The sequence below is a fragment of the Halocynthiibacter namhaensis genome (assembly GCF_000812685.1).
In the GTDB taxonomy this organism is placed as follows: Bacteria; Pseudomonadota; Alphaproteobacteria; order Rhodobacterales; family Rhodobacteraceae; genus Halocynthiibacter; species Halocynthiibacter namhaensis.
In genome coordinates this window covers 86122-98351 of sequence record NZ_JWIF01000074.1, presented here as the reverse complement: position 1 = coordinate 98351, position 12230 = coordinate 86122, and the positions used below count along the sequence as shown (strand labels likewise).

General features: G+C 54.3%; 12 protein-coding genes. 4 read left to right on the top strand and 8 right to left on the bottom strand.

Annotated elements, in window-relative coordinates; all coding sequences use genetic code 11:
• Nucleotides 1-2: 2 nt before the first annotated feature.
• The gene (locus tag RJ38_RS16920) at nt 3-842 is read right to left on the bottom strand and encodes a hypothetical protein (protein ID WP_039020039.1); all 840 of its coding nucleotides are present in this window, start codon (nt 840-842) and stop codon (nt 3-5) included.
• Nucleotides 842-1855 (bottom strand): signal recognition particle-docking protein FtsY, encoded by a 1014-nt coding sequence (gene ftsY, locus RJ38_RS16915; RefSeq protein WP_039020038.1) that lies wholly within the window; start codon nt 1853-1855, stop codon nt 842-844. The genes RJ38_RS16920 and ftsY overlap by 1 nt, the downstream gene beginning before the upstream one ends.
• Before the next feature lie 115 nt (nt 1856-1970).
• Here ftsY and RJ38_RS16910 point away from each other — a divergent pair, with 115 nt between their 5' ends.
• Nucleotides 1971-2747, top strand: a complete 777-nt coding sequence (locus RJ38_RS16910; protein WP_156121919.1) for a BUD32 family EKC/KEOPS complex subunit — start codon at nt 1971-1973, stop codon at nt 2745-2747.
• Here RJ38_RS16910 and RJ38_RS16905 read toward each other — a convergent pair.
• Both RJ38_RS16905 and RJ38_RS16900 read right to left on the bottom strand, forming a co-directional pair.
• Entirely contained in the window at nt 2742-3401 is a 660-nt protein-coding gene (locus RJ38_RS16905; protein WP_039020036.1) for a lysoplasmalogenase family protein, read from the bottom strand. The genes RJ38_RS16910 and RJ38_RS16905 overlap by 6 nt on opposite strands.
• Nucleotides 3402-3434: 33 nt before the next feature.
• Nucleotides 3435-5120: an NAD(P)H-dependent oxidoreductase subunit E gene (locus RJ38_RS16900; RefSeq protein ID WP_052245513.1), complete on the bottom strand. Its 1686-nt coding sequence runs from the start codon at nt 5118-5120 to the stop codon at nt 3435-3437.
• A 170-nt stretch (nt 5121-5290) separates the two neighbouring features.
• On the opposite strand from RJ38_RS16900, the gene RJ38_RS16895 reads away from it, so the two are divergent.
• The gene (locus RJ38_RS16895; RefSeq protein ID WP_052245512.1) at nt 5291-5734 is read left to right on the top strand and encodes a hypothetical protein; all 444 of its coding nucleotides are present in this window, start codon (nt 5291-5293) and stop codon (nt 5732-5734) included.
• Nucleotide 5735: 1 nt separating this feature from the next.
• Here the strand turns inward: RJ38_RS16895 and xseA are convergent, their stop codons facing one another.
• Nucleotides 5736-7343, bottom strand: coding sequence for an exodeoxyribonuclease VII large subunit (gene xseA, locus RJ38_RS16890; RefSeq protein WP_039020203.1), 1608 nt, complete (start codon nt 7341-7343; stop codon nt 5736-5738).
• 78 nt (nt 7344-7421) lie between these two features.
• Here xseA and purD point away from each other — a divergent pair, with 78 nt between their 5' ends.
• Nucleotides 7422-8684, top strand: a complete 1263-nt coding sequence (gene purD / locus RJ38_RS16885; RefSeq protein WP_039020035.1) for a phosphoribosylamine--glycine ligase — start codon at nt 7422-7424, stop codon at nt 8682-8684.
• A gap of 57 nt (nt 8685-8741) precedes the next feature.
• Here the strand turns inward: purD and RJ38_RS16880 are convergent, their stop codons facing one another.
• Both RJ38_RS16880 and RJ38_RS16875 read right to left on the bottom strand, forming a co-directional pair.
• Nucleotides 8742-9491: a VCBS repeat-containing protein gene (locus tag RJ38_RS16880; protein ID WP_156121918.1), complete on the bottom strand. Its 750-nt coding sequence runs from the start codon at nt 9489-9491 to the stop codon at nt 8742-8744.
• 2 nt (nt 9492-9493) lie between these two features.
• Nucleotides 9494-9817 (bottom strand): 2Fe-2S iron-sulfur cluster-binding protein, encoded by a 324-nt coding sequence (locus RJ38_RS16875; protein WP_039020034.1) that lies wholly within the window; start codon nt 9815-9817, stop codon nt 9494-9496.
• A 197-nt stretch (nt 9818-10014) separates the two neighbouring features.
• Here RJ38_RS16875 and RJ38_RS18325 point away from each other — a divergent pair, with 197 nt between their 5' ends.
• Entirely contained in the window at nt 10015-10692 is a 678-nt protein-coding gene (locus RJ38_RS18325; protein WP_052245511.1) for a peptidoglycan-binding domain-containing protein, read from the top strand.
• A gap of 59 nt (nt 10693-10751) precedes the next feature.
• Here RJ38_RS18325 and RJ38_RS16865 read toward each other — a convergent pair whose 3' ends face one another.
• The gene (locus tag RJ38_RS16865) at nt 10752-12176 is read right to left on the bottom strand and encodes a Do family serine endopeptidase (RefSeq protein WP_052245536.1); all 1425 of its coding nucleotides are present in this window, start codon (nt 12174-12176) and stop codon (nt 10752-10754) included.
• Between the last annotated feature and the right edge of the window lie 54 nt (nt 12177-12230).

The following is a 12230-nucleotide window of genomic DNA, read 5'->3' as shown; positions in this document are numbered from 1 at the left end:
GGTTATTCAACATTCCAAGGATATGTGACATCAACGGTTGCTCCTGAGAACAAGATAGCAAGGATCTCGGCCATGTTGGGGTCATCTTGCCTCATCACCGGCATCATACGCAGGACTGAAAGACCCGTTTCAGATGTCATCGTGATACGCACATCCTTGGGGGTGGGCAATGCGGTTGCCAGTGATTTCAACGCCAGTCTTGTGCCCAAATCAAAGCTGGCTTGTGGCAACTGATCAACGAAATCATGCGCGGCTTTCACCTGAGATGCTTCATTTTCAGCAAGTTCTTCAAGCGCTGGGTTTAAGATCAGCGCCAGCAGATCATCGCCAGAAAGGCGCACGTCCAAATCCGTTAAAGCCGCCTGCATAGCTGAGATCTGCATCGATGACAAATCAAGGCCAGACAGCTTGCCTTGCACCCGGGCGCTTTGACCATCATCAAATGTTGCTGCGATCTCGGATAAATTAAGGATTCGGCTTGTCGTATCCCAAGAATAATCAAGCGCTAAGTCCACCGGTTTTCCGGCCAATGCCCCCATTTCCGGGGACGGATTATCCTCAACCATGCCGGAAATTTTGATATTTACGGAATAAGGCAGGCGATCGTCCAAAACGGCCTGGGTCAGATCAGGAATGTTCCAATTCAAGCTGTCGGCGGTCGCAGATCCGAGCCAAGTAACGTTTTCTACGTGACATTGGGATCCATCAAGGACAGCACCCGATGCCTGTGCGTTCAGAGCTCTGCCGATCAAAACCCATTCGGATCCGCAATCGGTTTCCCCCAACAAAGGTGAGGCCAAACCAACAAAAGCAAGGGCGAAAATTGGTGTTTTGAAGGTCATCAGCTTAGATCTCCCGCGCCGGTTAGGGCCTTTGCAAAATCTTCTGGGTCAAACGCATCCAAATCGTCAATCTGCTCGCCGACGCCAATCGCATGAATCGGCAGGCCAAATTTATCAGCCAATGCAACCAACACACCACCGCGGGCCGTGCCATCAAGTTTGGTCATCACAAGCCCGGTCACATCCGCAAGCTTTTGAAAGGTCTCAACCTGGTTCAACGCATTTTGCCCCGTGGTCGCATCCAATACGAGCAAAGTGTTATGTGGCGCGGTTTCGTCTTTCTTGCGAATGACACGCACAATTTTTGACAGCTCTTCCATCAGATCTTGGCGGTTTTGCAACCGGCCTGCGGTGTCGATCAACAAAAGATCTGCACCGTCCGCTTCCGCCTGAACCATCGCATCAAAGGCAAGACTGGCCGGGTCGGATCCTTCCGGTGCGGTCAAAACAGGCACGCCTGCACGCTCGCCCCAGATCTGCAATTGTTCAACAGCTGCCGCACGGAATGTATCACCGGCGGCAATCACCACGGACTTCCCCGCAGCGCGAAACTGGCTGGCCAGCTTCCCAATCGTCGTGGTCTTGCCGGCGCCATTCACACCCACGACCAAAACAACTTGGGGCTTTTTGGCGTAAAGCGGCATAGGGCGCGCAACAGGTTCCATCACCCGCGCCACTTCCTCCGCCAAAAGGTCTTTGATCTCCTGGGTCGATAATTTCTTGCCAAACCGTCCCTCAGCCATGTTTGCCGTGACACGCAATGCGGTGTCCACGCCCATATCAGCCGAGATCAACAGCTCTTCGAGCTGTTCCAACATTTCATCATCGAGCTCACGTTTCGGCGCCCCGGGCGTGCCACGCCCAAGCACACGCGACACCAACCCGGGGCCATCATCGACATCAGGAGTTGCCTCAGCCTCTGCAACGGAATCCTCGACAATCGCATCTAGGCCATCACCCAGTTTATCAGAACTGCGTGTCAGACGGTTTTTGAGTTTTTTAAAGAACGACATCGCCTGCCCCCTCGGGAAATTACCTCCATTCAGTTAAGCCACCCAAGGCGCAGATGGAAGGGGCATCAGCGATTTTCCCCTTTCTGGGTTTGAAACACCCACACGAAGCTTTTATATGCGGTTTATGACATCATCAGATTCACATCCTCCATCCGGCCTAAATGGTGCGGTTCAAGCCCATCTTGCCCAGAATAACGCGCGCGTTTCACGCTTAGAACATCAAGGCGCATTTTACTGGGTCAAACGTGAAGAAGGTCTGTCTCTGCGGATGCGATTGCAAAAAGGTAACGCCGCCAGCAGCTTCGAGACAGAACGCCAAGCTCTGCATCAACTGAACGCTTTGAACGCTGCCGTGCCAGAAATCATTGCGGAAGGTCCCGGTTATTTTGTGCTGTCTGACAGCGGTGACAATCTTCAACATCTTCTGCAAAGCCCCGAAAAATCACTCAAAGATCGCATGCCTGCTTTCGTTGCGGCCGGGGATGCTTTGGCACAGCTCCACACAAAAAACATCAGCCATGGGCGGCCTGCGATCCGCGATTTTTGTTGGAAAGACAGCAAAATCACCCTGCTCGACTTTGAACGCTTCGCACCCAAACGCAACACCAAGAAAGGCCATATGCAGGATCTGCTGATCTTCGCACATTCCGCCCTAGCCAGCCGCCAAGGGATAACTCCTGAGCTGTCCATCGCGTTGGAAACCTACCGCGCCCAAAACCCACATGGCACTTGGGAACGCGCTGTGGACTATTGTGATCGAATGAGATGGGTCGACTGGCTTACCAAGCCCATTCAATGGCGAAAACCCGGAAAAGCAAAAGAATTCAAAGCAATCCCCATGGTCTTTGACTTGTTTGCAGGGCGCGACGTGGTGCAAGCGACAGGACTATAATCCCACGGGATAGGCCAGAAGAAACCCGACTTGCGCCAACCAATATGTTGACCAGATCACAAACGGCGTCACGCGTCGCAGGGGGTGGTTTTCACGCAGCAGGAACATTTCGGACGCCAAAACACTGTCAGACAACATGAACAGAAACGCTGCAACAGTCACTCCAAGATAGCCGCCCGGCATCATTAAGGCCGACACGCCCATCGCCAAGATGATTGGCACGTAAAAGCAGACAGCAAAGCGTAAATCGCCCGCATTTTTATAAAGTGCCACCATCATTACCGTACCATAGGCTAACAGACCCAGGATCAGCCACCAATCCGTGCTGGATAGGTGATGCATCCCCGCCCCCGGCGTCGTCAGGAATAGGATCACATAGGTGACATGGGCCATCGCAAACGCCCCGACCCCGGCTAGAAACATGGGTTCTTGATCGCGCGACAACGAGAAATCTCCAAGGGCTGACATCACCAGGCCTGCGATCAAAAGCCCCTCGGCCCCGCCGATAAAACCCACAGCGCCCAGCAAGAAAACCGACATGGTTTTAACCGTGGTTTTTGTCCAACTTGCTGCTTTGTAACAATAGGCAAAAAAATAGACCGCCGCCAAAATGGCAGCGGTCAAGATCATGATCTTCACATCGAATAAAAACATGGCGGCCCTTTGCAAGACGCCTATTCTTTAGCGTCAGATTTCGTCAGCGAAATGCTTGATGGTCAGACGGATCGGGTTTGGCGCCGCCTGGCCAAGACCACAGATGGACGCGTCCCCCATCGCCGTCGCCAGCTCTTCCAACAGCCCTTGATCCCAGGTGTCTTTTTCCATCAGCTTCACAGCTTTTTCACAGCCTACCCGGCACGGGGTACACTGGCCACAGCTTTCGTCTTCAAAGAACCGCAGCATATTGATCGCCGCTTCTTTTGCGCTGTCTTTGTCAGACAGAACGACCACAGCTGCGGACCCAATAAAGGTGCCCAGCGGCTGAAGCGTGTCGAAATCAAGTGGCACATCATGGATATGCGCAGGCAGCAGGCCAGAGCTTGGGCCGCCGGGTTGATAGGCTTTGAAACTGTGACCCTCTAACATGCCACCGCAGGCTTCAATGATATCGGTGATGGTGGAACCGGCAGGCAGAAGATGCACGCCAGGTTTCGCCACACGACCAGATACGGAATAGCTGCGCAAACCTTTGCGGCCGTTTTTCTCAACGGAATTCAGGACAGATGCGCCTTCGCGGCAAATGCGTGCAACCCACAGAAGGGTTTCAACATTATGCACAAGCGTTGGCTTATTGAAGATACCAACTTGGGCCACGAAAGGCGGGCGGTGACGTGGCATGCCGCGTTTGCCCTCGATGCTTTCGATCATCGCGCTTTCTTCACCACAGATATACGCACCCGCGCCGCGACGCAGTTCAATATATCCTGGTTCAACAAGGCCTGCATCTTCCAAGGCTTTGATTTCAAGCGCAAGAATTTCAAGAACCGCAGGATATTCATCGCGCATGTAGATAAAGCAGGTCTCTGCTTCGACAGCCCAAGCCGCGATCAACATGCCTTCCAGCATCAGATGCGGTGTGCGTTCAAGATAATAGCGGTCTTTGAATGTGCCTGGCTCGCCCTCATCGCCATTCACGGCAAGATAACGAGTGCCTGCGTTGGCGCGTACAAAGCCCCATTTCATGCCAGATGGGAAACCAGCACCACCAAGACCGCGCAGGCCCGCTTCTTTCAGGTTTGCCTGAATAGCTTCCCAGTCGCCATTGGCGCGCAGGGATTTCAACTCGGCGTAGCCGCCGTCTGCAACATAGGCAGAAAGCGTTTCATAATCAGGGACATGCGCATGAGTGTCGCCCGCCGCAATCGCCTTATTCACCAGTTCAGGCGTCGCATGGTCAATGTGGTTGTGACCGATTTCAAGCACCGGAGCTGTGTCGCAACGCCCCATACATGGCGCACGAATCACACGCACCTCAGAGGCATCAAGCCCGTCTTCCAAAGCTTTTTGCAGCGCTTCAGACCCAGCCATTTCACATGACAGGCTGTCACAAACGCGAATAGTCAGCGCCGGTGGAACAGCTTCGCCTTCGCGCACCACGTCGAAATGAGCGTAGAAGCTTGCAACTTCAAACACTTCGGCTTGACCTGTGCGCAATTCTTCCGCCAAGGCGCGAATATGTGCAGCTGAGATATGACCGAACTTATCCTGCACCAAATGCAAAAATTCGATCAAAAGGTCACGACGACGTGGGCGATCACCCAATAGGTCCAGCACATCCTGATGTGCTTGGTCGTCAAGCTGACGGCCTTTTGGTGTGTGACGGCCCTTGCCTTTGCCTGATTTCCAGACCCCTGCTCTGTTATCCACGACCAATCCTCCGTTCGCTCCGCCGGGAATCCGACGTCTGGCTATGTAGTTTGGGCAAAACATAGCCTCTTGTAGGATTTTCACCATTCAAAAAAACGACAATTTGAGGGTCAGAGGCGCAGCAATTGACGTTTTTCGCACTGGTCAGGGTCTGCATCTGGCGATAGTTTTTGAGTATGTTCAAAATTACTTGTAAAAACGTCTATCGCATTGGCGCCATTTGCGCCCTTACCCTGTCCACCCAAGCTGTATTTGCGGAAAGCCCCAAATCATCAAGAGCGTTAGGCCCTGAGGCTTTTGATCGGCTTACATTGGGGAAAACCTTCGTATTTGGGCAAGCTGGTGCGCAATATGGTGCCGAAGAGTATTTCGATAATCGTCGGGTGCGCTGGTCGTTTCTTGACGGGAATTGCGTCGCCGGAGAATGGTACCCTGAAGACGGTCAAATTTGTTTCATCTATGATCACCGCGATGACCCACAATGCTGGACCGTCTTTGAAAATCAAGGCCTTATGACCGTCGTGCCTGACGGTGCAACCATAGAATCAGATCGAACCTTGGTGGAGCTTAAGCAAAGTGATGATCCACTGTATTGCCTTGGCCCCGATGTTGGGGCTTAGGTCAGAATAAGCTGCCCTGATTCCCATCGTCTTTCGCTGCATCCTTGACGCCGCTGCGGATAATCTTGGGTTTACGCCCCCCAGTCGGACGGGAAGGTTCACCTGCGGAACCAGACTGTTCACCAACATCCAGCGTGCCATCCGCGAACTCAATCATCAGCGTGGCGGCAGCAGATGCATCTGCCTGTGTTGTGACCAGATCCCCATCGCCGCGCACCACGGCATAACCACGTGCCAATGTCGCCTTATACCCAAGGGTTTGACGGATCCGATCCAAAGATTCGAGGCGCTGCATCCGACGTTGTTCTTGACCAACCGCCGCCACGGACAGACGTTGAAACAAAGTCTGCGCCATGCGCCGGCCATTGATCTGGGTCGTTTGCACCTGTGTTGGGCGCAAGCGGCGTGACAGACCGTCAAAGTCCTGACGTTTACGGCCCAATCCGCGATCGGGTGCGGATGACAGCCTGTCAGACAAGGCTTCAAGGCGCTGTTTCTGTGACTTAATTTGGCCGCGCAGCGCAGCCGGTTGCAGAACCCCTGAGGTTTTTTCAAGCTGTAATCGTTTTTCCGACACCGCTTGGCGCAACGACGGATCAAGTTTTTCAGCCCAGCGATCAAATCGTTGCTGCGCAGTGTTCACAAGGTTTTCAGCGTCCGGCAAAGCCCGCGATAAATCCTTCAGGCGTTCCCCCCGACGCGACAATCCCTGTGTCAAAGCCCGGGTAAGCCGCGCATCTTGATCCTGCACCCAAGCCAAAAGCTCGGCCCGGACTGGCACCGCGTGTTCCGCTGCAGCCGTCGGCGTTGGGGCGCGCAGATCAGAAACGAAATCAATCAATGTGGTGTCGGTTTCATGACCCACAGCTGAGATCAAAGGGATGTCAGATGCCGCCGCGACACGGGCCAGGGTTTCATCATTAAACCCCCACAGATCTTCAATTGATCCACCTCCGCGCGCCACGATCAACAGATCAGGCCGGGGCAAAGCGCCGCCGGGCGTCATGGCGTTAAACCCCTCAATCGCGCGTGCGACTTGGGCGGCGCTGGCATCGCCTTGAACGACCACAGGCCAAACCAGAACTTTACGCGGAAATCTGTCTGCCAAACGGTGCAAAATATCGCGGATCACGGCCCCGGTGGGCGATGTGATCACGCCGATCACTTCTGGCAGGAATGGGATCTTTTTCTTCCGGTCCGGGCCGAACAGACCTTCAGCGGCTAAGGTCTTTTTGCGTTTCTCAAGCAAGGCCATCAAAGCGCCCTCGCCTGCGACCTCAACCGCGTCCACTGTCAGTTGATATTTCGACTGTGATCCGAATGTGGTGAGCTTGCCCGAGGCGATGATCTCCATGCCTTCTTCGGGAACCACCGCAAGTTTAGACACTTGGCCCTTCCAACTGACACCCGCGATCACCGAACGATCATCTTTGATGTCAAAATACAGATGCCCCGAGCGCGCCAAAGTCACGCGACCGACCTCACCACGCACGCGCACACGGCCAAAAGCCCCCTCAATGGTCTTTTTCACCGCGCCCGCGATCTCTGATACCGAGAACTCAGGGGTGTTGTTGCCCGCTTCCGCAGGTTCTTCAAAAAGATCGGACATGTCGCGCCATACTTGTTTTGTGCTCAAAGCCACCATAGAACGCAAATCAACGAAACCCAAGACCACAGGTGGTGCTTTATGAATATCCTGATCCTCGGCAGCGGCGGGCGTGAACATGCGCTGGCATGGGCGGTAAAACAGAACCCAAAGTGTGATCGTTTGATTTGCGCACCGGGCAACGCAGGCATGGCATCCATCGCAGAATGTGCGGCGTTTGATATCAATGACGGCGGCGCAGTTGTGGCATTCGCTGAGGAAAACGCGATTGATTTCGTGGTAATCGGTCCGGAAGCGCCGCTTGCCAATGGCGTTGCCGATCGTTTGCGCGCCGCTGGGATCCTGTGTTTTGGACCGTCCCAACAGGCGGCACAACTTGAGGCGTCTAAGGCATTCACCAAAGAGATTTGTGATGCGGCGGGCGCACCGACTGCAGCTTGGGCACATTTCACCGATGCGGATGCCGCACGAGATTATATCCGTGCCCAAGGCGCACCGATTGTGGTGAAAGCTGACGGCCTTGCCGCGGGCAAAGGCGTTGTGGTTGCCATGACCGAAGCCGAGGCCTTGGCCGCGATTGATGACATGTTTGACGGCGCTTTTGGCGACGCGGGCGCAGAAGTCGTCATCGAGGAATTCATGGATGGCGAAGAAGCATCCTATTTCATTCTATGTGACGGCGTGAACGCCCTGCCCGTCGGCACGGCACAAGACCACAAACGCGTCTTCGACGGCGACAAAGGCCCCAATACGGGTGGCATGGGGGCATATTCGCCCGCGCCGGTGTTAACCGATGAGATCGCGGCAACCGCGATGCGCGAAATCATTGAGCCAACATTGGCTGAGATGGCAAAACGTGGAACGCCCTACCAAGGCGTTCTATACGCCGGTTTCATGATAAAAGACGGTCATGCGCGCTTAGTGGAATATAACGCGCGTTTTGGCGACCCCGAATGTCAAACGTTGATGATGCGCCTTGGGGGGCAGGTCTTGGACCTGTTGATCGCCTCGGCGGAAGGTTCGCTGGATCAGGTCCAAGTAAATTGGGCAAATGATGTGGCGATTACAGTTGTCATGGCCGCCAAAGGATATCCGGGCGCCTATGACAAGGGATCCGTCATTGGTGGATTGGACGCATTGGTAGAAGACAGCAAAAACATGGTGTTCCATGCAGGGACTGCTTTGCAAGACGGCCAGACCGTTGCGACGGGGGGACGCGTGTTAAACGTGACTGCCCGGGGCGAAACCCTAACAGAAGCCCGAGCACGCGCATATGCCATAGTTGATCAGATCGAGTGGCCTGAGGGCTTTACCCGTTCCGACATTGGTTGGCGCGCTTTGTAATCTTAGGTTGGTGGGGTCACGCCCACCTCCTCGCGATTGTGTCAGAATAAAAATGACCTAAGTCCCGCGACAAACAAGCGCTTTTTTTATGCTGTCTGGGCCACGATATTCGGCAATTTCTCGACTATGAAGGTTTGTGCCATCAAATCGGGTTGTCACAATATGCTGCCAATCAGCGTCGACGGTCACCAATTCTGGGCCTCTGCCACAGTCACGCAACCCGCTTTGAATAAATGCATCACCGATTCTGTGGTTTGTAAGGCCCTGCGCCGAGGCTACTTCAACAAGTTGCCCCGCGCTCAACCGCCAAACACGAAGCATCTTTGCGAGATGTGGACGGTCAATATACGCAATTTCTGCGGTCCCATCCCCATCCAAATCTGCAGCTGCAATCGGGGCAAGCCAGCGATTTTTCCGACCGATGAAAGGGGTGCGCGCAAGAAGGCCATCTGCATTGAAAACAGCCAAGGATGCCCCCTGCGTTACACTGCTTAGGATCACGACCACCTCGGGACCAGGCAGTGCGTCAATGTTCCACAGACGTGGTTCAAGATCTTCAAACACATGATCTGGCGCGACATTATAGTCGACAGCGCCGCGTGCAGTCACAATGCGTAACGTGGTAAATTCGACTTTATCCCCAAGGACCCCATGCGGATAGAGTGTGGTTTCCCCAAGAAAGCGCGCCGATGTGATTTCATCACCCGCATCAGCCTGTAGGGGTATATGCAACAGGCACAGAGCCATCAACGCGCCGCGTATGCCATCACGCAACAGGCGGGGCATTGGACGCGGCGCGAAAAACATGGTTAGATTTGTTTTTCTGGCATTTGAACGACCAAGCCGTCCATCGCATCAGTGACTTTCATCTGACAGGTCAGGCGCGAACGTGCTGCATCTGGTTCAAACGCAAAATCCAGCATGTCTTCTTCCATCGCATCTTTGCCTGGAACTTTCTCAACCCAATCTGGGTGCACATACACATGGCATGTGGAACAGGCACAGGCGCCGCCGCAATCTGCTTCGATGCCCGGAATATTGTTGTCACGGGCGCCTTCCATGACGGTCAATCCGTTTGCAACTTCAACAACATGCTCGGTGCCGCTGTGTTCGATATATGTGATTTTAGCCATGGTCTGACCTGCCTTCTTACATCAGTAGGGTTCCTGAGATGAATCCTTAGCCCGCAATTGATCCGCAATCCAGTCCGAAATGGTCCCCCCATGAATATGCCAGGCAACAAAAGGACAAAACCGTGAATCCCGGCATAGAATGACTGGCGCCCCGTTCCGAAATCCCCTAATTTGCCACTAAACAAACGAGGTCCGATATGTTTCCCAGGTTCACAGTGAAATCAGCGGCTGTCAGAGCATATATCGCGCTGCCTTGCCTGTCTCTGATGGCCTGCGTTGCTCCGCAAGGCAGTGATCCCAGTTCAGGGCCAGAAACGGGCATTCAAATTGGGTACACTCCCGCCGCCGCGCCTGAATTGCCTCGCTCAGCGGGCAAAGCGCCCGGATGCTGGGCGTTGGATTATGAACCCGCCGTGACTGAAACCGTCACCCAAGATGTCTTGGTGCAACCCGAACAGCGTGACAGCAATGGCAATGGCAATGGCAATGGCAATGGCACAGTCACGGCCCCGTCAGTTTGGCGCAATGAGACCACGACAAAGATCATCACGCCGCGCAAGATTCTAAATTTCGAAACCCCTTGCGCAAATATGCTAACGGAAGAATTTCTCGCGTCTTTGCAACGTTCCCTGCAAGCCCGGGGCCATTACAACGATGCAGTCACGTCAACCCTTGACCATAAAACCCGTGCGGCAATCCGAGCATACCAAACCGCATCCGGTTTAAATTCAGCCTATTTGTCACTGGAGTCTGCACGTGCGTTCGGCTTGATCGAGATCCCACGTGATGAGGAACCTGAAATTGCAGTGTCTCCCCCCACTCAGGAAACAGCATCAGAGACCCAAACGGACACTGACCTGCTGACAGATATCTAAAAGAAAAAGCCCCCGCCTGAAACAGACGGGGGCTTTTTATCGCTTGGAACTGAATGACCTTAGTTCAACGGTAACGCCACAAAACGCGGATCGCCGCCACGACGTACAAGCATCAGAAGCGATTTACGTCCGGCCTCTTTGGCTTCAGAAATGCGCGCTTCAAAGTCAGCGATGGCAAGCACTGGCTGCTGACCAACCTCAGTGATTACGTCACCGATCTGCAACCCCTTAGCAGCTGCAACACCGTCCGCTTCCAGCCCCATCACAACAAGACCTGTGGCCGCGTCCGGGAGGCTCAACTGCGCACGCAGGTCATCATTCACAGCAGACAAAGTCATACCAAGAATATCGGCGGTCTGTGGTTCCTCGCTGGAAGGTTTTTCCATCGGGGCAGCACCTGCTTCGGCTGTTTCACGACGGCCAAGGGTCACGAGAACAGTTTCCGTACCGCCATCACGATAAACCAACACGCGCACCGCTTTGCCAACTTCGGCATTGCCAACTTCACGCACCAGACCACGGGTATCTTCGACCTCAACCCCATCAAAAGACAAGATCACATCGCCTTGCAACAGGCCCGCCTCTTCCGCAGGGCCCGCAGGGACATCAGTGATCAACGCACCAGCCGTATCCGCAAGACCAAGCGCTTCGGCAACATCATCGCTAACGTCTTGAATGCGAACGCCAAGCCAACCACGACGGGTTTCGCCGAATTCTTTCAACTGATCGACAACTTTAGTCACAACATTGGACGCCATGGAAAAGCCGATCCCGATGGACCCACCATTGGGGGAAAGGATCGCCGTGTTCACGCCGATCACTTCGCCGTTCAGGTTGAACAACGGACCACCAGAGTTGCCGCGGTTGATCGCAGCATCGGTCTGAAGGTAATCATCATAGGTGCCAGACAATTCGCGATTGCGCGCCGACACGATCCCAGCCGAAACAGAGAACCCCTGCCCCAGTGGATTGCCCATCGCCATCACCCAATCGCCAACGCGCATGATGTCGCTGTCGCCAAAGGGCACAAAGGTTAGAACTTCGTCCGTTTCGACTTTTAGCAATGCGATGTCAGTGTTTGGATCCGTACCAACAAGGGTCGCGGGCAGCTCTTCGCCTGTGAAGAATTCGATTAGGATTTCATCCGCGCCCTCAATCACATGGTTATTAGTGACGATGAAGCCATCTTCCGAAATGACGAAACCTGATCCCAACGCTTGACTGCGGCGTGGGGCTTGGCCTTGGCCACCATCCCGGTTGTTACGGTCATTAAATTCGCGGAAGAAATCCTCAAAGGGGGATCCTTCGGGCACCACCGGTGCCGGGCCGCCGCGTGCTGCGACCGTTGTTGTCGTGGTGATATTCACCACCGCGTTGCTGACCTGATCTGCAAGGTCGGCGAAACTATCCGGGCGGGCGTTCGCTTGTATGGCCTGGGCCAAAAGTAGCGCGCTGGCGAGAATGGTCAGCCACAGCCCCTGCATCAGAGATTTATGTTGAGACTTGTGAACGGCAAGCGCAATTGCTTTAGGTTTCAC

Bases quoted from the DNA above. Each gene is read 5' to 3' on its own strand.
- xseA (WP_039020203.1), bottom strand. From the start codon at position 7,343: ATGTCCGATCTTTTTGAAGAACCTGCGGAAGCGGGCAACAACACCCCT.
- RJ38_RS16880 (WP_156121918.1), bottom strand. From the start codon at position 9,491: ATGTTTTTCGCGCCGCGTCCAATGCCCCGCCTGTTGCGTGATGGCATA.
- RJ38_RS16895 (WP_052245512.1), top strand. From the start codon at position 5,291: ATGTTCAAAATTACTTGTAAAAACGTCTATCGCATTGGCGCCATTTGC.
- RJ38_RS16865 (WP_052245536.1), bottom strand. From the start codon at position 12,176: ATGCAGGGGCTGTGGCTGACCATTCTCGCCAGCGCGCTACTTTTGGCC.
- RJ38_RS16920 (WP_039020039.1), bottom strand. From the start codon at position 842: ATGACCTTCAAAACACCAATTTTCGCCCTTGCTTTTGTTGGTTTGGCC.
- ftsY (WP_039020038.1), bottom strand. From the start codon at position 1,855: ATGTCGTTCTTTAAAAAACTCAAAAACCGTCTGACACGCAGTTCTGAT.
- RJ38_RS16875 (WP_039020034.1), bottom strand. From the start codon at position 9,817: ATGGCTAAAATCACATATATCGAACACAGCGGCACCGAGCATGTTGTT.
- RJ38_RS16910 (WP_156121919.1), top strand. From the start codon at position 1,971: ATGCGGTTTATGACATCATCAGATTCACATCCTCCATCCGGCCTAAAT.
- RJ38_RS18325 (WP_052245511.1), top strand. From the start codon at position 10,015: ATGTTTCCCAGGTTCACAGTGAAATCAGCGGCTGTCAGAGCATATATC.
- purD (WP_039020035.1), top strand. From the start codon at position 7,422: ATGAATATCCTGATCCTCGGCAGCGGCGGGCGTGAACATGCGCTGGCA.
- RJ38_RS16905 (WP_039020036.1), bottom strand. From the start codon at position 3,401: ATGTTTTTATTCGATGTGAAGATCATGATCTTGACCGCTGCCATTTTG.